Origin of the sequence: Halomonas sp. HAL1, from assembly GCF_030544485.1 — a bacterium.
Taxonomy (GTDB): domain Bacteria; phylum Pseudomonadota; class Gammaproteobacteria; order Pseudomonadales; family Halomonadaceae; genus Vreelandella; species Vreelandella arctica.
Genome location: NZ_CP130610.1, coordinates 1,506,317 through 1,526,020, shown reverse-complemented (window position 1 = coordinate 1,526,020; position 19,704 = coordinate 1,506,317). Strand labels below are relative to the sequence as shown.

At 55.2% G+C, this 19,704-nt stretch carries 18 protein-coding genes; 5 read left to right on the top strand and 13 right to left on the bottom strand.

The annotated features are described in order from the left end of the window. The first annotated feature begins 40 nt into the window (after positions 1-40). Positions 41-640: a cob(I)yrinic acid a,c-diamide adenosyltransferase gene (gene cobO / locus Q3Y66_RS07175; protein WP_008958624.1), complete on the top strand. Its 600-nt coding sequence runs from the start codon at positions 41-43 to the stop codon at positions 638-640. An 83-nt stretch (positions 641-723) separates the two neighbouring features. Here the strand turns inward: cobO and Q3Y66_RS07170 are convergent, their stop codons facing one another. The 11 genes from Q3Y66_RS07170 to Q3Y66_RS07120 all read right to left on the bottom strand — a co-directional run bounded on the left by Q3Y66_RS07170 (position 724) and on the right by Q3Y66_RS07120 (position 13,939). Beyond that, entirely contained in the window at positions 724-2,019 is a 1,296-nt protein-coding gene (locus Q3Y66_RS07170; RefSeq protein ID WP_008958623.1) for an adenylosuccinate synthase, read from the bottom strand. Then, entirely contained in the window at positions 2,019-3,215 is a 1,197-nt protein-coding gene (locus tag Q3Y66_RS07165) for an ATP phosphoribosyltransferase regulatory subunit (RefSeq protein ID WP_008958622.1), read from the bottom strand. Before Q3Y66_RS07165 ends, Q3Y66_RS07170 begins: the two co-directional genes overlap by 1 nt. 199 nt (positions 3,216-3,414) lie before the next feature. Next, positions 3,415-4,305 carry a protease modulator HflC gene (gene hflC / locus Q3Y66_RS07160; RefSeq protein WP_008958621.1) on the bottom strand — a complete coding sequence of 297 codons (891 nt, stop codon included), beginning with the start codon at positions 4,303-4,305 and terminating at the stop codon, positions 3,415-3,417. After that, the gene (gene hflK, locus Q3Y66_RS07155) at positions 4,306-5,583 is read right to left on the bottom strand and encodes an FtsH protease activity modulator HflK (RefSeq protein WP_008958620.1); all 1,278 of its coding nucleotides are present in this window, start codon (positions 5,581-5,583) and stop codon (positions 4,306-4,308) included. It abuts the gene before it with no gap. A 147-nt stretch (positions 5,584-5,730) separates the two neighbouring features. Next, positions 5,731-7,041 carry a ribosome rescue GTPase HflX gene (gene hflX / locus Q3Y66_RS07150; RefSeq protein ID WP_008958619.1) on the bottom strand — a complete coding sequence of 437 codons (1,311 nt, stop codon included), beginning with the start codon at positions 7,039-7,041 and terminating at the stop codon, positions 5,731-5,733. 37 nt (positions 7,042-7,078) lie between these two features. Further along, entirely contained in the window at positions 7,079-7,327 is a 249-nt protein-coding gene (hfq, locus tag Q3Y66_RS07145) for an RNA chaperone Hfq (RefSeq protein WP_007114649.1), read from the bottom strand. A gap of 165 nt (positions 7,328-7,492) precedes the next feature. Further along, on the bottom strand, positions 7,493-8,431 hold the full coding sequence (gene miaA / locus Q3Y66_RS07140) for a tRNA (adenosine(37)-N6)-dimethylallyltransferase MiaA (RefSeq protein WP_035587053.1): 939 nt from the start codon (positions 8,429-8,431) through the stop codon (positions 7,493-7,495). A 51-nt stretch (positions 8,432-8,482) separates the two neighbouring features. Then, entirely contained in the window at positions 8,483-10,417 is a 1,935-nt protein-coding gene (gene mutL / locus Q3Y66_RS07135; protein ID WP_008958617.1) for a DNA mismatch repair endonuclease MutL, read from the bottom strand. Positions 10,418-10,449: 32 nt separating this feature from the next. Then, on the bottom strand, positions 10,450-11,913 hold the full coding sequence (locus tag Q3Y66_RS07130; protein ID WP_008958616.1) for an N-acetylmuramoyl-L-alanine amidase: 1,464 nt from the start codon (positions 11,911-11,913) through the stop codon (positions 10,450-10,452). After that, positions 11,904-12,455, bottom strand: a complete 552-nt coding sequence (tsaE, locus tag Q3Y66_RS07125) for a tRNA (adenosine(37)-N6)-threonylcarbamoyltransferase complex ATPase subunit type 1 TsaE (protein ID WP_008958615.1) — start codon at positions 12,453-12,455, stop codon at positions 11,904-11,906. The genes Q3Y66_RS07130 and tsaE overlap by 10 nt, the downstream gene beginning before the upstream one ends. An 11-nt stretch (positions 12,456-12,466) precedes the next feature. Continuing rightward, positions 12,467-13,939, bottom strand: coding sequence for an NAD(P)H-hydrate dehydratase (locus Q3Y66_RS07120; protein ID WP_035587051.1), 1,473 nt, complete (start codon positions 13,937-13,939; stop codon positions 12,467-12,469). 97 nt (positions 13,940-14,036) lie between these two features. On the opposite strand from Q3Y66_RS07120, the gene queG reads away from it, so the two are divergent. Next, a complete protein-coding gene (gene queG / locus Q3Y66_RS07115; protein ID WP_238528556.1) occupies positions 14,037-15,164 on the top strand; it encodes a tRNA epoxyqueuosine(34) reductase QueG in 1,128 nt (375 codons plus the stop codon). Positions 15,165-15,169: 5 nt separating this feature from the next. On the opposite strand, the gene orn is transcribed toward queG, so the two are convergent. Beyond that, positions 15,170-15,763 carry an oligoribonuclease gene (gene orn, locus Q3Y66_RS07110; RefSeq protein ID WP_008958612.1) on the bottom strand — a complete coding sequence of 198 codons (594 nt, stop codon included), beginning with the start codon at positions 15,761-15,763 and terminating at the stop codon, positions 15,170-15,172. A 136-nt stretch (positions 15,764-15,899) separates the two neighbouring features. Between orn and rsgA the strand changes: the two genes are divergently transcribed. From rsgA to asd, 3 genes are read left to right on the top strand one after another with little or no spacing between them, the layout of a single operon-like run. Then, positions 15,900-16,919 (top strand): small ribosomal subunit biogenesis GTPase RsgA, encoded by a 1,020-nt coding sequence (gene rsgA / locus Q3Y66_RS07105; protein ID WP_008958611.1) that lies wholly within the window; start codon positions 15,900-15,902, stop codon positions 16,917-16,919. 18 nt (positions 16,920-16,937) lie between these two features. After that, complete coding sequence (locus tag Q3Y66_RS07100; RefSeq protein WP_008958610.1) at positions 16,938-17,780, top strand: sulfurtransferase; 843 nt, start codon at positions 16,938-16,940, stop codon at positions 17,778-17,780. 10 nt (positions 17,781-17,790) lie between these two features. Beyond that, positions 17,791-18,675 (top strand): archaetidylserine decarboxylase, encoded by an 885-nt coding sequence (asd, locus tag Q3Y66_RS07095; RefSeq protein ID WP_008958609.1) that lies wholly within the window; start codon positions 17,791-17,793, stop codon positions 18,673-18,675. Here the strand turns inward: asd and epmA are convergent. Next, positions 18,672-19,652, bottom strand: coding sequence for an EF-P lysine aminoacylase EpmA (epmA, locus tag Q3Y66_RS07090; protein WP_008958608.1), 981 nt, complete (start codon positions 19,650-19,652; stop codon positions 18,672-18,674). The genes asd and epmA overlap by 4 nt on opposite strands. Positions 19,653-19,704: the final 52 nt, after the last annotated feature.

Sequence of the window (19,704 nt, the reverse complement as noted above, 5' to 3'; positions counted from 1 at the left end):
CTTCTTGCCATCTTAAAAAACGTTACCCCCAGGAGACATCATGAGTGACCGCGAGACCCGCCATAAAGCCTCCATGCAGAAGTTGAAAACACGCGTAGATGAGAAGGTCGCCAGTGCCGACGAACAGCGCGGCCTAATCATTGTTAACACCGGTAACGGCAAAGGCAAAACCACCGCAGCCTGGGGGACGGTCACCCGTGCCTTGGGTTATGGCTATAAAGTTGGCGTGGTGCAGTTTATTAAAGGTCTCTGGGAGTGCGGCGAACGTAACCGATTGGAGGAAGATACCAATCTTGAGGTAGCGATAATGGCCACCGGCTTTACCTGGGACACCCAGAATCGCCAAGCGGACACAGAGGCGTGCCACGCAGTATGGAAAGACGCCGAGCGTATGTTAGCGGACCCAGAGATCTATCTGGTGGTGCTTGATGAGATTACCTATATGCTCAAGTTTGGTTACTTGGATATTGAAACCGTTAAACAAGCGCTGGAGAAACGCCCAACGGAACAGACGGTGATTATTACGGGAAGAAATGCCCATCGCGAGCTAGTCGCCATGGCCGATACGGCGACCGAAATGCAGGAAGTTCGTCATGCCTTCAATAACGGCTTACAAGCGCGCCGTGGCATCGACTTTTAAATATAAGCTGATACATACAGAAAAGGGGCAACTCCGTTGCCCCTTTTGCTCATCTGCTCATCAATAGCCAGCTTGAACCGTTATTAACTATCGAACGGGTTACGCAGCACGATGGTTTCCATACGGTCTGGACCAGTAGAAATGATGTCAATACTCGTACCCACCTGCTCTTCGAGGAAGCTGATGTAGGCGCGGGCATTGGCAGGCAAATCTTCGACCCGTTTAGCGCCCAACGTGGACTCTTTCCAGCCTGGTAAATCCTGATAAAGCGGTTCGACAGCTTCATAGCCTTCCGAATCCACAGGATTATCCAGCACGTCGCCATCTTTACTGCGATAGCCAACGCAGACGCGGATATTTTCCAGTCCATCCAGTACATCCAGCTTGGTCAAGCAGATGCCAGAGACCGAGTTGATCTGCACCGCGTGACGCAGTGCTACGGCGTCAAACCAACCGCAGCGTCGTGCACGGCCAGTAGTGGCACCAAACTCATGGCCACGCTCGGCGAGGTGGCGGCCATCAACGTCAAATAGCTCAGTGGGGAATGGGCCTGAACCCACGCGAGTGGTATATGCCTTGGTAATACCCAGCACGTAATCCAAATAGAGCGGACCGACGCCAGAGCCAGTGGCGGTGCCGCCTGCAGTGGTGTTCGAGCTGGTGACGTAAGGGTAAGTACCATGGTCGATATCCAGCAGCGAGCCTTGAGCACCTTCAAATAGGATGTTCTCACCGGCTTTACGCAGGTCGTGCACCATGCTGACGGTGTCGCAGACCATTGGGCGAAGCTCTTCCGCCATCTGCATCGCGGTATCCAGCACTTCCTGGAAGTCGACTGCCGGCTCGCCGTGGTAATTCACCAACACGAAGTTATGGTAGTCGAGCACTTCACCCAGCTTGGAAGCAAAGCGCTCGCGATGAAGCATATCGCCTAAGCGCAAGCCACGGCGTGCCACTTTATCTTCGTAGGCGGGACCAATGCCACGGCCGGTGGTGCCAATTTTAGCGATACCACGGGCCTTTTCACGGGCCTGATCCAGGCGTACATGGTAAGGCAGGATCAGCGGACAAGCGGGCGAAAGACGCAGGCGCTCACGTACCGGTACGCCTTTGGCTTCCAGCTCACGGATCTCTTTGATCAGCGCTTCAGGTGAAAGCACCACGCCATTACCAATCACGCAGGTTTTACCTGGACGCAAAACGCCGGAAGGGATCAGGTGAAGAACGGTTTTTTCACCGTCGATGACCAGCGTGTGGCCAGCATTGTGACCACCTTGGAAACGCACCACGGCTGATGCTGATTCAGTCAACAGGTCAACAATCTTACCTTTGCCCTCGTCACCCCATTGGGTGCCCAGCACTACGACATTCTTACCCATTATGATGCACTCGTCTCTTGTGTCAGGGCCGTTGGCTGCCAACGACCATTGATAAGCTCAAGACGGCGGTCACATTCATGCTCCGCCGGCCCAGTACGCTGCCCAGGCAGCGCTTGAATCACGCGTTCCCCTTGCTCACGCAGTGCAACAATGGCAGCGTTGAGCGACTCATCTTGCTGGGCGGGTGCCCAAATACTACCCCGACTCGGGGCAGCCAGCGCCAACGACGCCAGTTGTTTAAGATCCATCGAGAAACCGGTAGCGGGGCGAGCACGACCAAAGGCACGCCCTGTATCGTCATAACGCCCGCCTTTAGCAAGCGCATGCCCATAGCCCGGCACGTAGGCGGCAAACATCATACCGGTATGGTATTGATAGCCACGCAACTCAGCCAAGTCAAAGTAGAGCGACACATCAAAGCGCGCCAATACGCCTTGATAGAGCGCATCCAACTGATCCAATGCCGCCGTGACTGAGGCAGGAGCGCCCGCAAAACGCTCGCGCGCCTGGCTTAAAATATCCGCTCCGCCATGCAGCTCACCAAGCGCCAACAGCATATCCGCTAATGCCGGGTCACTAACACTAGCGTCTACAAGCTGTGCTAATTGCGTAGGTGATTTTAGCGCCAGCGCTTCAAATAGCGCGCTTTCCTGCTCATCACTGAGCGCTGCTGCTTCAACTAGGCTGCGGTAAATACCGATGTGCCCAAGCGCCAGGTGGATCTCCTGAGCGCCAGCCGCTTTCATACTGGCCAGCGCCAAGTGAATAATTTCACTGTCAGCCTCAAGCCCAGCATGGCCAAACAGTTCAGCGCCTACCTGCACCGGGCTACGCCCGCCTTGGTGCTGATCCGCCTTTGCACGCAATACGTTGGTGCAATAACAAAGGCGCACTGGCCCCTGCCGCTTTAGCGAATGCGCATCCATACGCGCCACTTGCGGCGTTACATCAGCGGAGGCCCCCATCATGCGGCCAGTGAGCTGGTCGGTCAGCTTAAAGGTCTGCAGATCGAGATCTGTACCCGTACCTGTTAACAAGGAGTCCAGAAACTCCACCGGCGGCGGCATTACTTGGTCATAGCCCCAGCAATGGTAAAGATCGAGCAGCGCGCGGCGCAGCTCTTCCATGCGGCTTGCCTGAGGCGGAAGCACCTCATCCATGCCGTCGGGCAGTAGCCAGCGGTCAGCGATGGTCATGTGAACAATCCTGCAAGACGATGAAGGCCCAACAAACTCAAGCAGTAACGAAGCAATATGATTGCCGACGCCAGCGTTAAATGAGGGCCACAAAAAAACCGGGCGACGCCCGGTTGATAAATTCTATCACGTTTATTGGCCGGATAAACCCCGCCAAGCCCTAGGAATGACGAGACGAGGTGCACCGGCCAAAAGCGACTTACTCGCTGTCGCTACCTTCCGGCTCTGGGTTACGCAAATAGCGGAAGAAATCGCTATTCGGCTCCAGCACCATCAGATTGCCATCGTCAGCAAAGCTTTCGCGATAAGCTTCTAGGCTGCGCCAGAAGGAGAAGAACTCCTGATTCTGGCCATACGCCTCAGAGAAGATCGCAGCAGCCTGGGCATCACCTTCACCACGCAGTGTTTCGGAGCGCTCATTGGCTTGAGCAAGCAACACCTGGCGGCGACGATCTGCGTTGGCCCGAATACGCTCAGCCTCTTCCTGACCTTGAGCACGCCACTCGCGAGCTTCACGCTCACGCTCGGAGCGCATACGGTCAAAAACAGCTGCCGAGACGTCTTCAGGCAGGTCGATCCGCTTAATACGAATATCGCGGATAGCCACACCTAGCTCTTCACGCATTAGCTCATCGAGCTCGGCGGTGGGGCCGGTCATCAGGTCATCACGTCGTTCAGCGATGATTTCCTGAAGATTCAAACGACCAAATTCATTACGCAGGCTTTCATCCACGCGCGGTTGAATCAGGCGAATAGCCATCAACTCATCGCCAGCGGTCGCCTCGTAGTAGCGCGTTGGGTTAATAACTTGCCACTTAACGTAGGAGTCAACGATTACCGCTTTCTGCTCAAGCGTCAGATAACGGCTAGTATCGGTATCCAGCGTCAGCAAACGCGTATCAAACTTACGAATCGTTTGCGCGATCGGCACTTTTGCGTGCAAACCAGGCTGAATATTCTCTTCGATGACTTCACCAAAACGAAGCTTAACGGCGCGTTCAGTTTCGTCTACCACGTACAGAGTGTTGCTCGCCAGCCACGCCACGGCAGCCAGACCACCAACAATCAGCAGGGATCGATTATTAATCATTTACCGGCCCTCCCTGCGGATGGAGTTACTACTATTGGTATTCGTTGATGAGCTACTCTGGGTACTGCGTAGCCGCTCAAGCACATCCGCGTCCAACTGCTCATCACTGCTATTCTCGCTATTGCCAGACGATGAATTGCTGCGATTGCCACTAGTACCGCCGCGCATTTGATCGAGCGGGAGATACATTAAGGGGGCGTTTTCGCTCACATCCAGCAGCACTTTCGGCGAATTACTAAACACATCTTCCATAGTGTCTAGATACATACGCTCGCGCATGATATCCGGCGCATTACCGTACTCGGAGAGTAGCGAGTTAAAGCGGTTGGCTTGACCCTGTGCTTCAGCAACCACCGACTCACGGTAACCCTGGCCCTGTTCAACCACACGCTGGGCCTGACCCTGGGCAGCCGGGATAATCGCATTGGCGTAAGCCATACCTTCGTTGATCGTACGCTGGCGATCTTCACGGGCACGGATAACATCATCAAAGGCATCAATGACCGGCGCAGGCGCAGACGTCGACTCAATGTTGATGGTTTGTAAACGAATACCAGCACCATAGTTATCGAGATAGGACTGGAGACGACTAGAAACAGAGCTACCCAGAATCTCACGACCCGAGGTCAGGATATCGATCATATCAGTACCGCCAACCACGTGACGCAGCGCCGAGTCCAACGCATTCTCAATAGAGATAGCGGGATCACGTACGTTTAGAACGAAATCACGGGGATTAGCGACTTGGTACTGTGCTGAAATTTCCACTTCAACGATGTTTTCGTCGCGGGTCAGCATGGACTGCGTTTGAGTCAATGACCGCACGCGCGTCACATTCACCATCCGCACATCATCAATCAACGGCGGATTCCACTGCAGGCCGGGTTCTACAATGCCCTGGAACTCGCCAAAACGAAGCACAACACCACGCTCGGATTGATCGACTAAGTAAAAGCCCATCGCAGCCCAAATCGCCAGCGCAACAATAATCAGTAAGCCAGGCAAAGCGAAAGGGTTACGGCTTTTACCGCCACCGCCACCACCATCGCTTTTTTTGCTGCCGCCTTTTTTACCGCCACCCAGCATACTGTTGAGCTTATCCTGAAATTTTTTCAGCGCTTCATCCAGATCAGGAGGACCTTGGTTGTTGCCTCCTTTATTGCCGTTGTTGCCGCCATTATTACTGCCACGGTTTCCATCATTATCATTTCCACCGCGTCGGCCGCCACTACTCCAAGGGTCGTGCTGGTTGCCACCACCAGGCTCATTCCAGGCCATACTTCGTCTCCACTAAGGTATTCGCTAACGCAAATGCCAACGTTTTAAACGATAGCATCGCGTTTTGATATTATTGCTCTATAAACCTTGTACCATTTTTATACAAAGCAGAATACAAGCAGCGCTTTAAGATTCGTAATAAGCAGCCTACCACTCATCGGATTCACGTAACGCTACCGGTAAATAAGTATTGGCACGCTCGCCTAACTGAGCCATCAACTGATTAAAATCGCGCCGCGGCAAGCGCACATCCAGCACCGAATGCCCCTGCTCATCAAAAGCTTCCTCACGAACTGCATTCAGTTCGTGAAGACCAGCACGCAGCTTACCTTGCTCAGGATTAAGTGTCAGCGAGAAGCCAATTACATCGTTTGCTAAGCGTTCAGTTAGCGCTTCATGAAGCAATTCTAGCCCCTGGCCCTGCTGCGCTGAGAGCCAAACCACCTCTGGCACACCATGACCATCACGTTCAATACGCGGCGCGCTGTCGAGCTTATCAATTTTATTCATGACTTTGAGCACTGGCACGTCATCTGCACCAATCTCTTTTAGCACTAGCTCCACCTGCTCCACATTTAATTCGCGGTCAGGATCTGCTGCATCAATCACGTGTACCAGCAACGACGCTTCTGAAGCCTCTTGAAGCGTCGCTTGAAACGCCTCGACCAGCTTGTGCGGTAAATGACGGATAAACCCGACGGTGTCCGCCATTACCACAGGCCCGACGTCTTCAATTTCAAGCCGCCGCAGCGTTGGGTCTAGTGTGGCAAACAGCTGATCAGCGGCGTAAACATCAGAGTTAGTTAACGCGTTGAATAACGTCGATTTACCCGCGTTGGTATAGCCCACCAGCGATACACTGTGGATTTCAGCGCGAGCACGGGCGCGACGATTCTGGTCGCGCTGGCTACGCACTTTATCCAGCCGCTTGTGAATCGATTTAATCCGTCCACGCAGCAGGCGTCGGTCAGTTTCAAGCTGAGTTTCACCCGGGCCGCGCAGGCCAATCCCGCCTTTTTGGCGCTCAAGGTGCGTCCACCCGCGCACTAGGCGAGTCGACATATATTCAAGTTGAGCAAGCTCTACTTGCAGCTTACCTTCATGCGTTCTTGCCCGCTGCGCAAAAATATCGAGAATAAGACCGGTACGGTCAAGCACTCGGCACTTGAGCTCTTGCTCAACATTGCGCTCTTGAGAGGGACTTAAGCTGTGGTTGAAGATCACCAATTCTGCCGCGTGAGCCGCGAGCAGTGCCCGCAACTCTTCCAGCTTTCCTGACCCAATAAATGTGCGTGAGTCAGGCCGGTGGCGGCTGGCAGTGAGTAGAGTCGCAGGCTCTGCACCCGCAGAGCGCACGAGCTCTAGAAACTCACCCGGGTCTTCACGTTTTTGCTCATCATGGAAATCGACATGAACAAGAACTGCCGTTTCACCGGCGTCTGGGCGTTCGAAAAACAATCAATACCTCGTGGAATCTCTTGCTTATCCAGCGGTGTTAAATCTCCGCGTCTTGCTCTGCCGGGTCTTGCGCAGGCAAGCGTACGTTACGAGACGGAACCACCGTAGAAATAGCGTGTTTATAAACCATCTGACTGACGGTATTGCGCAACAAGATAACAAACTGGTCAAACGATTCGATCTGGCCCTGAAGCTTAATGCCGTTGACCAAAAAGATGGAGACCGGAATGCGCTCTTTGCGCAGAATGTTCAAGTACGGGTCTTGAAGGGACTGCCCTTTGGACATGTTGCTCTCCCTAAAACTGTCGTTGGGGTTAATTATCAAATGGCGTGCCCTACTAGTGCTACGCCGCAATCTTTTTGCCCGAAAGGCCTAATGTTGCCGAAAAGGCCAAGTGGCCATTCGAAAACATACGCTTACTAAATTACTATCTTGAAGAACTATCTTACGCTAAGCACCGCTTTCACGCACGAGTTTCAACACCTTATCAAGCGCGTCAGGGCGCTGCGAATCTACCCATTCAAGCGATGGCCAGCTTCTTAACCACGTTAGCTGACGCTTTGCGAGCTGGCGAGTCGCGATTATGCCCCGCTCAACAAGCGTGGCGTAATCATACTCACCTTCCAGGTACTCCCACACTTGACGATAACCAACACTCTTCATCGCCGGTAGGCCTAAATGTAAGTCATTACGCTTTTTGAGGGCAGTGACTTCATTTATCAAGCCCTCATCCATCATTAGTTCAAAGCGCTTAGCGATACGTTGATGCAAAAGGGCACGATCACTAGGCGCCAACGCTATCGACAACACGCGCCATGGAAAGGTTTCAGGCTGTTGCTCCGCCCATAACTCACTCATTGGCCGTCCGCTGGCATAATATACTTCTAGCGCACGTATTAAGCGCTGAGGATCATTGGGATGGATACGCTGAGCAGAAACTGCATCCACCTCGGCCAACCGTTTATGCAGCGACTCCAGTCCCTCATATTGCCATTGCGTTTCAAGTTGTTGGCGAATGATCAGATCAGCAGAAGGCAAATTGGCCACACCCTCTATCAGCCGCTTGTAATAAAGCATGGTACCGCCGACCAACAGAGGAACCCGGCCCGCCGCGCTGATTTGTCGCATCAGTTTTATCGCATCTTCACGGAAGTCAGCCGCTGAATAGGGCTCAGCCGGGTCGCGGATATCAATCAGGTGATGGGGTGCACGAGCAAGTTCAGCGGCACTAGGTTTGGCGCTACCAATATCCATACCGCGATACACCATAGCTGAATCAACGCTGATCAGTTCATGCCCTAAGCGCTCATGCAACGCCATCGCGGTATCGGTTTTCCCGGCCGCTGTCGGGCCCATCAAAAAAATTGCCCAAGGGCGCGTATCAGCCATGCGCGGGTAGTGCTCCAATATTTATCAGAAATTAAATTTTCGATCGTGCTGCTATTGGCCTCTTAAGAACAGCCGATCAAGCGCTTTTAGACCCATCTGCGTCCAGGTGGGTCGGCCATGATTGCACTGATCACTGCGCTCAGTGCGCTCCATGTCGCGCAGCAGCGCGTTCATTTCTTCGATCGTAAGCCGCCGATTAGCACGCACGCTGCCATGGCACGCCATGGTAGAGAGTAGCTCATGCAGCCGCGCTTCGACCTGATGAGTGCGCCCATAGCGCGCCAACTCCTCTAGCATTTGTCGCACTAAAGCCTCAGGGTCCGCCTGGGAGAGCAACGCTGGCAACTGGCGCACCAGCAGCGTTTCCGGTCCGGCAACATCCAGCTCAATGCCCAGCTTGGCGATAGCCGCTTGCTCACTCTCAGCCGTCGCCACTTCTGCCCGACTAGCGGCGATAGAAACCGGCACTAGCAGCGGCTGGGCATCTAATCCTTTAGCAGCCGCTAGCTGTGTTTTCATACGCTCATAGACAATTCGCTCATGGGCGGCATGCATATCCACCACCACCAAACCCTGATCGTTCTGGGCCAGAATATAAATACCGTGCAGCTGCCCCAGCGCAAACCCAAGCGGCGGCGCCACTGTGGGGTCGTTATCAGGCATCGCCAGCGGCGCTTCCCGCACTTCGTATTCGCCTTCACTCGCCACGCCAACCTGCGGCGTTAACAGTGTCTCTTCGTGATTGGGGTGGAGCGCCTGATAGCCTTGCATAAAGCGGCGTACGCGCTCAGCACCAGGATGGCGATCCGGAGAGTGAGTCAGCGCAATGCCCTGCTGCTGCCAGCGAGGCTGCTCGACGTTTTCACCTACCCCCGCACCTACCTGGGGCGGCTGACCACGCTCTAGCTGCTGAGAAGCAACGACACCATTCGCCTCTTCGTCGCTATTTTCGTCACCGCTTTCTGCAGGCTTAGAGGACGCCAAGCAGTGATGCAGGCTGGAGTACAGAAAATCGTGCACCATACGGCCGTCGCGAAAACGGACTTCATGCTTGGTAGGGTGAACATTGACGTCCACTACATCCGGATCAAGCTCCAGATAGAGCACAAACACCGGATGCCGTCCGTTAAACAGCACATCGCGATACGCCTGACGCACCGCATGGGCCACCAAGCGGTCACGCACCACTCGGCCATTAACGAAAAAGTATTGTTGATCAGCCTGAGAGCGGGAGTGAGTCGGCAGCCCCACCCAACCACTTAGTCGCAAACCACCCGCTTCGCGTTCGATATAGCGGGCGTGCTCAATAAAGTTTTTACCTAGCAGCGAGGCAATTCGCCGCTCGCGAGCTGCCGCCGAGTGTCCAGGAGGAAGTTGATGAATCACTTTTTGGTTGTGGCGCAATACCCAGGCGATGTCGTAGCGCGATAGCGCCTGGCGGCGAAACGCCTCTTCAACATGCGCGAATTCGGTCTTTTCGGTACGTAGAAACTTGCGTCGAGCGGGGGTGTTAAAAAACAGATCGCGAACGCCAACGCTAGTGCCCCGGGGGTGCGGTGCGGGCGTCACTCGTGCATCCATTCCTCGCCCTTCCGCGACCACCCGCCAGCCATGACGAGGGTCTTCCTCAGCGTTGGAGATCAGTTCAAGCCGGGAAACAGAGCTGATCGAGGCCAGCGCCTCCCCCCTGAAACCTAACGAGCTAACGCCTTCCAGGTCTTCGAGGCTGCCAATCTTACTGGTGGCATGACGCGCCAGAGCTAGCGGCAAATCCTCTTCGCCGATACCAATGCCATCATCACGCACCTTAATAAGCCGCGTTCCGCCCTGCTCAATTTCTACTTCAATGCGCTGGCTACCCGCATCAATGGCGTTTTCAATCAGCTCTTTTGTCACCGACGAGGGGCGCTCAACCACCTCGCCAGCGGCAATCTGATTGGCCAACCGTGGGTCGAGCACATGAATTCGCGGCGCAGCTGCGGTCATCTCAGTCAACACGACACCTCAAGAACGATTTTTCATGAACGGGGAATTTGTAACACTTGGCCAACCCGTATCACATCACCATTAATATCATTGGCCTGCTTCAATTGATTAACCGGCACACCGTGACGTACAGCAATCGCCGACAGGGTATCGCCCGACTGGATACGGTATTCATTACCCGCAGGACTACGTTGATTATCGCGCTGCCAGGCAAGCAAACTGGCGGGCGGCGGGTAACGCTGGAAGTGCTCGCGCAAGCCACTGAAAATAGCCTGGGAAAGCCCTCCCTGATGAACCGGATCGCGCAGGCGACGCTCTTCGTCAGGGTTGGATATAAAGCCCACCTCAATCAATAGCGAAGGAATATCAGGAGACTTCAGTACCATAAACCCGGCCTGTTCCACTCGTGATTTATGCAACCGATTCACCCGTCCTAATTGTTCCAGCACTTGCCCGCCGATAGAGAGCGAATCATTCAACGTCGCGGTCATGGTGAGATCTAAAAGTACGCCACGCAGCACCTGGTCTTTGTCTCGCAGCGACAAGCTACCATCGACGCCGCCGATCAAGTCGGAACGGTTTTCACTATCCGCCAGCCACTGGGCGGTTTCCGAGGTAGCACCACGTTGAGAGAGCGCATAAACCGAGCTGCCTTGAGGGCGAGGGCTAGTAAAGGCGTCGGCGTGCACCGAGACAAAAAAGTCGGCTTTTTGCTCACGAGCCAAGGCGGTACGTTGACGAAGCCCCAGATAATAGTCGCCATCACGAACCAGCACGGCTTTAAAACCTTCGGTGCCGTTAACCTCCGAGGCTAAACGGCGGGCGATTTCCAGCACCACATCTTTTTCACGCGTGCCTGAAGGCCCAATGGCGCCTGGGTCTTCCCCACCGTGCCCAGCATCAACCGCAATAATAATATCTCTACGCGGATGCGGCTTGGCTTCCTGCACGGCCGCCGGCGCTTCATTACGGGGTGGCTCTACACTGCCGGGCAGTTGAGCTTGCGTCGAGGCACGCTGCGCCTGAATCTCCTGCTCACGAATCATCGCCTCGATAGGGTCAATGGGATTCTCAACAGCACTTTCACCCGGATACTCGAGATCAACTACCAAGCGATGCCCATACTGATCATTAGGCGTCAGGGTAAAATGGCGCGGCTCTATAGCTCGATTAAGCTCAAGCACTACGCGTAAACCGCCGCCCTCCCGCTTACCAGTTCGCACTGAGGTAATGGCACTGTCATGCAGCGGCAACGTGCTCGGGTCGGTGTCCATTTGCGTATCGTCTAAATCAATCACTAAACGCGCAGGATTCTGCAACGAAAACACATTGGCGTTGGTGGCCGCAGACAGGTCAAATACCAGACGCGCATGATCAGGCGCCGCCCACAAGCGCATGCTTTCTACGCTCGACGCTTGCACATCAACCGCCACAAGGGCAAAAAAACTAACGGCTAATAAACGCAATACACGAGCCGCCGCGGCCTTCATTTCCATTGAATCACACCATTCTCCAACTGATCGTCGCTTATCTTACTTTCTTCACGGATCTCACTTGTTTCACCGACTTGGCTTGCTTCACGGACCTGGCGCTGTAGCAATGCCAGTATACGCGAGCCCAAATCACTGCAAGCCGTTAAAGAGGCCAAACGGCCTTGAGCAGCGACTGTCAAAACAAGGCGAAGGTCGGGCGTTGGCAACCACCCTTCCCCGCGGCTGGGCCACTCAATAATACACAGCACATCGTCGGCTAATACATCGCGACCGCCGATAAACTCAAGCTCTTCTGGATCTGACAAACGATACAGATCTAAATGATACACGCGCTGAGAACCCAGTTCGTAGGGCTCTATCAGCGTATAGGTGGGGCTTTTCACCGCCCCTTGATGGCCGTAAGCCCGTAGAACACCCCGTGTTAACGTGGTCTTACCGGCGCCTAACTCACCTTCCAGGTAGATCAACCCACGACCTTGTAATACCAGCCCTAGCGCTTCGCCAAACGCGACCTGAGCCTCTTCGTTGTCTAATTGCACCTGCATGTGGGCTGCCTTCACGGATTAATCAATATTCGCGCATAGGATGCCAGATCACTCGCCAGCAGGCCACGCTCGCCTTCTTGTTGTGCTGCTCGATCAGCCGCTAACGCGTGCACCATCGTGGCTAGCCACGCACTGAACTCCACATCTCCGCGCTGCGCCATCAATGCACCCAGCATGCCACTGAGCACATCGCCCATGCCACCGCTAGCCATGCCTGGATTCCCGTAGGGGCACACCACTAAACCAGTGGGGCCAGCAATCAAGCTACCAGCGCCTTTCAAAACCACCACGCCGCCACGTGCCCGCTGCAGTGCCTGAGCAGCGGCGGGTCGATCGGCCTGAATATCCGCCACGGAACAGCCCAATAGCCGCGCCGCTTCACCAGGATGCGGCGTTAATATCCAATTATCGCGCCGAACATCTGGCCACTGGCGTGCTAAAAGATTCAGCCCATCAGCATCTACTACCAACGGCGCGTCTGACTGCAGAGCACTCTGTAACACGGCCTGCCCCCAGGCCGCCTGACCAAGCCCCGGACCTACCACGACCACATCGGCCATCGCAGGTAGCTCAGCCGCTTCAGCGCCACCGCGCACACTGTGAGCCATTACTTCTGGGCAGCGTACCAAACTCGCGGTGATATGCTCAGGGGCCGTCGCCAAGCTCACCTTACCCGCCCCCATCCGCGCAGCGGCCTGGCTGGCCAGTAGCGCCGCACCGCCAAAACCGGGAGCGCCGCCCATCACCAGTACATGCCCCATCGACCCTTTATGGCTCGTGCGCAGCCGGGGAGCAAAGGCATCCGCTAAGAGCGAATCATCCAGCCGCCAAGCGGTGGCTGGAATATCAAAATACGCCTGGGCTTTAACACCCAGCGGGCGAAAGTCGATCTCACCGGTATAAGCGGGTGCATCACCAGTATGCAAACCGATCTTATCGCCGATAAAAGTCACCGTGCAGGCAGCATTAACGGCAAGCCCTGGCGCGGCGCCGGTATCAGCAACCAATCCCGAGGGAATATCAATTGCCAGTACCGGCCTCTGAGCAGCATTGATCATTTCGATGGCACGCCGAAACCTGCCCTCTACCTCGCCCGTCAAACCGGTACCTAACAAGGCATCAATAATGACTTCGCCCGTCAATACAGTGTTGGCTTCCCACTCTTCGCAACCTACGCCCGCGGAGGTTGCCAATTGTGCAGCGCGGGCTGCGTCTCCGCTTAGCTCCTCAAGAGGCTTCAGCGTCACTCGCTGTACTTTGAGGCCAGACTGCATGGCCAGCGCTGCCAGCACATGGCCGTCGCCCCCGTTATTACCACTTCCACACATGACGGTTAAGCTGCGCGCCTGAGGCCAGCGTGAACGAAAGCTGTGCCAAGCGCTTGAGGCGGCGCGCTGCATCAATGCAAAACCATCGATACCACCGGCAATGGTGCGCCGGTCGAGCTCGCGCACCTGGGCAGCTTTATATAGAGGGCGTAGCATGGAAGTATTCGGGATCGTCACGATCTCTCCTTTCACATGTTTTGATGGCTGCTGATGCGTTAGCATAGCGCGCTTAATGCCTTGCTGTTGATTGACTATGTCTAATTCCACTGCCTTTGCACGTTCTGATAGTGCAATGACTGACCAGAAACTTGCTCGCCTTGCCGACCTGATTAAAACCTGGGGGCGAGAGCTGGGCTTTCAGCAAGTCGGCATTACTGACACTGAATTGTCGGCCCATGAAAGCCATCTCGACGCGTGGCTGGAAAATGACTACCACGGCGAGATGGGCTTTATGGCCAAGCATGGCAGCAAGCGCACTCGCCCCGCAGAGCTTGAACCCGGCACTCAGCGCATTATCAGCGTGCGCATGGATTATCTGCCCGCTGAAGTGGAAAGCACCAAGGTACTGGGCCAGCCCAACCGCGCCTATGTATCGCGTTACGCCCTAGGGCGCGATTATCACAAGCTAATGCGTAAACGGTTAGCCCAATTAGCAAAAAAGATTGAGCAAGAAGTAGGCGAATTTGGTTACCGCGCGTTTGTCGACTCAGCACCGGTAATGGAGCGCGCGCTGGCCCAAAAAGCCGGGCTTGGCTGGTTCGGCAAAAATGCCATGCTGCTTAACCCCAAAGCGGGCTCACTGTTTTTTCTGGGCGAACTCTATACTGATCTTCCCCTACCTATTGATGCGCCATTTGAGCAAGAGCACTGCGGCAGCTGCAGCGCTTGCCGCACCGCCTGCCCCACCGGCGCTATTGTTGACGATAAGGTGGTCGACTCGCGCAAGTGCATTTCGTATCTCACTATCGAACTACACGGCGCCATACCGGTTGAGTTTCGCCGCGCCATGGGCAACCGTATTTACGGCTGTGACGATTGCCAACTGGTATGCCCTTTTACCCGCTTTACCCGCATGACCCAGGAAGATGACTTTGCGCCGCGCCATGATTTAGATCGCGCTACGCTAATCAGCCTGTTTGCTTGGGGCGAGGCGGAGTTCCTGGATAAAACCGCTGGCAGCCCTATTCGGCGCATTGGCTACGAGCGCTGGCTGCGCAATATCGCCGTAGGCCTAGGAAACGCCCCTTGGAGCGAGGCCGTGGAAGCCGCGCTATGGGCGCGCCGAGCCTACCCAAGCGAACTGGTGCGTGAACACGTCGCCTGGGCGCTTGAGGAACAGCACCTCAAGCGCGGCAGGCGCATTGCCACCGATATGTCTTAACCGCTTTACTCTTCTTCGTCGCTGCGCTGCTCAACGCGCAAAAACGTATTACGGTAGTGAGCCAGTTCAGCAATCGACTCTTTAATATCATCCATCGCCAGGTGAACATTCTGTTTACTAAAGCCCGCCAAGGCGCCTGGATTCCAGCGTTTGGCCACTTCTTTTATGGTAGACACATCAAGATTGCGGTAGTGGAAAAAGTTGAGCAGCGCAGGCATTTCACGCTCAAGAAAACGCCGATCCTGGTGGATGCTGTTGCCACACATGGGTGACGATCCGGCCACTGCGTACTGCTGCAGAAACGCCAGCGTTTGCTGCTCAGCTTCGGCAGTTTCCACTTGGCTTGCTTTCACCCGGGCGACTAATCCCGACTCGCCGTGGGTTTTCTGGTTCCAATCGTCCATCTGCGCCAGCAGGCTATCGGGCTGTTTTACCGCAATGACCGGCCCTTCCGCTACCACATTCAGATCAGCATCAGTAATGAGTGTGGCTACTTCAATGATGCGCTCTTTATTTGGATCTAAACCGGTCATCTCTAGGTCAATCCATACCAGCAGATCATTGCGTGGCGCCGCTGAATCCGTCGTTTCGTTGCTCATTACCGTTATCCCTTTGCCTAAATGGTCATTTATATCGTGCCAGTGTGCCTTAAATAGGCCTACCAAGCAGCTATACAGGACAGCTTGCCCACTTGGTAGGTACAATGACGTCTATTGTAACGATCATCAGGTGGTCATGAGCAAACGTAAATTAAGTCGCCAGCAGCAGTGGCGAGTCGAGAAAGTCCAGGCGGAACGTGCCCAGCGTGCTGAAAAGCGTGATGTGCAAGACGCTGAAAAACTCGCCGCTGGCGAATACGGCGCCGAACAGCCGGGCCGCGTCGTTGCTCACTTTGGACGCACCCTAGAGGTGCGCAATAGCGATAATGAACCGGTGCGCTGTCACTTACGCGCCAACCTGGATGGTCTGGTTACCGGCGACCGCGTGATATGGCGCGCCGGGCAAGAAGGCTCTGGCGTGGTGGTGGCCAGGGAAGAGCGCGACAGCGTGCTGAAGCGCCCCGATGCTCGCGGCCTGCTCAAACCGGTGGCCGCCAATATTGATCAGCTGTTGATCGTGTTTGCGGTAGAGCCTGCACCTCACGCCAACCTTATTGACCGCTATTTGGTCGCCGCCGAAGCTACCGGCATTGCGCCAGTATTGGTACTCAATAAAACCGACTTGCTACCAGAAGATGGCGGCGAACTCGGTAAACTGCTGGAGCGCTATCGCGATTTGGGCTATCCCGTCGTGCGTACTACCACTGCTACAGACACCGGGCTGGATGAGCTGCGCAGCCAGCTTGAAGGGCGCACTTCTGTCTTCGTTGGTCAAAGTGGCGTGGGCAAATCCTCGCTAATCGACCTGCTGCTACCGGATGAAAACCTGCGTATTGGCGCGCTCTCGGAAGACTCCCGTAAGGGTACTCATACAACGACCACAGCACGCCTCTATACCATGAGCCGAGCTGACGTGGCCGATGGCGATGTCATCGACTCACCGGGTATTCGCGAGTTTGGCTTGGTGCACCTCAACGAGCAGGAAGTCACCGACGGTTTCATTGAGTTTCACGACTATATTGGCTACTGCCGTTTCCGTGATTGTCGTCACCGTAATGAGCCCGGTTGCGCTTTACTCGCAGCGGTCGAGGCAGGCAAGATTCATCCAGCACGCTTTGCCAGCTATCGACGGATTCTTGATAGTTTGGAGGGCTAACGTTGATAGGAGTCACCCATGAGTATTGAAAACCAATCGTCGGAAGCTAACCTTCTACCGCTGATTACTGAACCGGAACAGCTGCAGGCGCATTTAGATGACCCACAGCTGCTGATTATTGATGTGCCGATCAATGGCGACAGCTACCGTCAGGGCCATGTGCCCGGCGCCATCTTCCTCGACTTTCGCTATTTAATGCGTGGTGAAGGGCCGGTACCGAGTGACGTTCCTAGCGTTGAGGCGCTTTCACGTCTGTTTAGCGCCTTAGGTCTAACCCGCGACACCCACGTGGTGGCCTACGATGACGAAGGCGGTGGCTGGGCGGCACGCCTTTTGTGGACGTTAGACCTCATCGGCCATACGCGTTACTCCTATTTAAATGGCGGCATACACGCCTGGCGCGATGCAGGCTTGGAAGAGAGCACCGAGCCTACCGCCCCCACTCAAAGTGAGTACCACGCTGAAATTCTCAACCCTAATGCCTTGATCACGTTTGAAGAGATCAAAGAGAAGCTCGACAATAAGCACTTTGCGGTGTGGGATGCGCGCTCCAAAGATGAGTACGATGGCGTCCGAGGTAACAACAAGCATCTGGGGCACATTCCCGGTGCCGTTAATATGGACTGGCTCCACGCCATGGACAGACAGCGCGCACTGCGCATTCGCGATTACGCCGAGCTGATCACCGAACTTGGCGCCCTGGGCCTGACCCCTGATATGGAAATCGCTACCCATTGCCAGAGCCACCACCGCAGCAGCTTTACCTGGCTGGTAGGCAAGGCGCTAGGCTTTAACATGCGTGGCTATGCGGGGTCCTGGGGCGAATGGGGCAACCGCGACGACACCCCGATAGAGAAGTGAAAATATAACTGTGACTCTTTCCCAAAAAGCCTTTTCGCTACTTCAATACCCATTACCCCAACATGCGCTATCGCGCCTGACGGGTAAATTCGGCCAGTGCGATAACCGCTGGGTAAAAAACACCCTGATTAACGCCTTTATCAAACGCTTCAATGTCGACATGAGCCAGGCGCTGGAACCCGATCCTAGCGCTTATGCAACGTTCAATGACTTCTTTACCCGGGCGTTAAAAGCCGATGCACGCCCCCTGGGCGAGGGCATTCTAAGCCCTGCCGATGGCACGCTCTCCCAGTACGGGCGCCTGCAGGCCGGTCAACTGGTGCAAGCTAAGGGCCACACCTACTCTGCGCAGACCTTGCTTGGCGGCGATACGGCCCTGGCGGAAGAGTTTCTCGGCGGCAGTTTTGCCACTGTCTACCTCTCTCCACGGGACTATCACCGCGTGCATATGCCGGTGACCGGTACATTAAGAGAAATGATCTACGTACCCGGTCGACTCTTCTCGGTCAACCAGGCAACCGCCAACTATGTGCCGGGCCTGTTTGCTCGTAACGAGCGCCTGGTGTGCATCTTTGATACCGAGCACGGCCCCATGGCAATGGTGTTAGTAGGTGCAATGATTGTAGCGGCCATCGAGACCGTCTGGTCAGGCCAGGTAACACCGCTTGCAGGCCAGCCTCAGCGCATGCAGTTTGGGCAACCTATCACGCTGGAAAAGGGCGCCGAAATGGGCCGCTTCAAACTCGGCTCCACGGTAGTAATGTGCTTCACTAAACCGGTTGTCTTTGACGACTATCCTACGGGTGCCATGGTCAGCATGGGGCAAGCGCTGGGCCACATTGATAAACCGACTTATGATAGCGATGCGCCCCCGACTAGCGAGCCGATGGTTTAGCAGCGAGGCGTAGAAAAGGCGAGCACGTCTTCCAGGCGTGCTTTGCCTAGCGCCAGTTGAATGAGGCGATCAATCCCCAGCGCGACACCCGCACCAGCTGGCATACCGTGCTCTAGAGCGGCCAACAGACGCTCATCTACATCCACTTCCGGCAAGCCCAGGCGGCGGCGCTCAGCGTTATCATCCGTAAACCGCACTCGCTGCTCCGAGGCATCGGTCAGCTCTTGGTAACCATTGGCCAGCTCAACACCTTTCAGGTAGAGCTCGAAGCGTGAAGCCACCCACTCACCATCTACATCCTGGTGGCGTTGTGCCAGAGCGGCTTGGCTTGCGGGATAATCAACCACAACACTTAGCTCATGCTGGCCTAACTGTGGCTCGATCACCACGCTCATAAGCAGGTCAAGGCAGGTTTCGCGATCTTCACCGGCCAAGGATTGCGCAGACATTTGCGCTCGCTCCGCGGCAACCAAACGCAACTTTTCCAGCGACGTGGTAAAGGGGTCCACCTCTAGGTGGGTATGGAAAAGCTCCCGGTAGCGATAATGCACGACCGGACCGGGGAAACTGGGTAGCAGTGACATGACCAGGGTAGCCGTCTCATCAATTAGCTTATCCAGCGTAAACTGCGGCCGATACCACTCCAGCATGGTGAACTCGATATTGTGGCGAGCCCCAATTTCACCATCGCGAAAACTTTTGGCGAGCTGAAATATCGGCCCGCTACCGGCCGCCAATAACCGCTTCATATGGAATTCAGGCGAAGTTTGCAGCCATAAACGGCGCTGCCCTCTATCGGTGCGAGCCAGGGCATGAAGCGATACCAGATGCACATCCGTGCTCCCCCCCTGCCCCAATACCGGCGTTTCCACTTCCAGCACGTCACGCTGGTCAAAAAATGCCCGCACTTTGGCCATTAACCGCGCACGCTCGCGGAGCGTTTCAATCGACGCCGAGGGTTGCCAATCAATGGCCATCACTGCTCCTTAGATAAGCTATAGACAAGCTATTTTTTAGCAAAAAATGGCC

What these genes read in the sequence shown, in the direction of transcription:
- cobO (WP_008958624.1), top strand. Translation starts at nt 41, where the DNA reads ATGAGTGACCGCGAGACCCGCCATAAAGCCTCCATGCAGAAGTTGAAA.
- Q3Y66_RS07170 (WP_008958623.1), bottom strand. Translation starts at nt 2,019, where the DNA reads ATGGGTAAGAATGTCGTAGTGCTGGGCACCCAATGGGGTGACGAGGGC.
- Q3Y66_RS07165 (WP_008958622.1), bottom strand. Translation starts at nt 3,215, where the DNA reads ATGACCATCGCTGACCGCTGGCTACTGCCCGACGGCATGGATGAGGTG.
- hflC (WP_008958621.1), bottom strand. Translation starts at nt 4,305, where the DNA reads ATGATTAATAATCGATCCCTGCTGATTGTTGGTGGTCTGGCTGCCGTG.
- hflK (WP_008958620.1), bottom strand. Translation starts at nt 5,583, where the DNA reads ATGGCCTGGAATGAGCCTGGTGGTGGCAACCAGCACGACCCTTGGAGT.
- hfq (WP_007114649.1), bottom strand. Translation starts at nt 7,327, where the DNA reads ATGTCCAAAGGGCAGTCCCTTCAAGACCCGTACTTGAACATTCTGCGC.
- miaA (WP_035587053.1), bottom strand. Translation starts at nt 8,431, where the DNA reads ATGGCTGATACGCGCCCTTGGGCAATTTTTTTGATGGGCCCGACAGCG.
- mutL (WP_008958617.1), bottom strand. Translation starts at nt 10,417, where the DNA reads ATGACCGCAGCTGCGCCGCGAATTCATGTGCTCGACCCACGGTTGGCC.
- Q3Y66_RS07130 (WP_008958616.1), bottom strand. Translation starts at nt 11,913, where the DNA reads ATGGAAATGAAGGCCGCGGCGGCTCGTGTATTGCGTTTATTAGCCGTT.
- tsaE (WP_008958615.1), bottom strand. Translation starts at nt 12,455, where the DNA reads ATGCAGGTGCAATTAGACAACGAAGAGGCTCAGGTCGCGTTTGGCGAA.
- Q3Y66_RS07120 (WP_035587051.1), bottom strand. Translation starts at nt 13,939, where the DNA reads ATGCTACGCCCTCTATATAAAGCTGCCCAGGTGCGCGAGCTCGACCGG.
- queG (WP_238528556.1), top strand. Translation starts at nt 14,037, where the DNA reads ATGTCTAATTCCACTGCCTTTGCACGTTCTGATAGTGCAATGACTGAC.
- orn (WP_008958612.1), bottom strand. Translation starts at nt 15,763, where the DNA reads ATGAGCAACGAAACGACGGATTCAGCGGCGCCACGCAATGATCTGCTG.
- rsgA (WP_008958611.1), top strand. Translation starts at nt 15,900, where the DNA reads ATGAGCAAACGTAAATTAAGTCGCCAGCAGCAGTGGCGAGTCGAGAAA.
- Q3Y66_RS07100 (WP_008958610.1), top strand. Translation starts at nt 16,938, where the DNA reads ATGAGTATTGAAAACCAATCGTCGGAAGCTAACCTTCTACCGCTGATT.
- epmA (WP_008958608.1), bottom strand. Translation starts at nt 19,652, where the DNA reads ATGGCCATTGATTGGCAACCCTCGGCGTCGATTGAAACGCTCCGCGAG.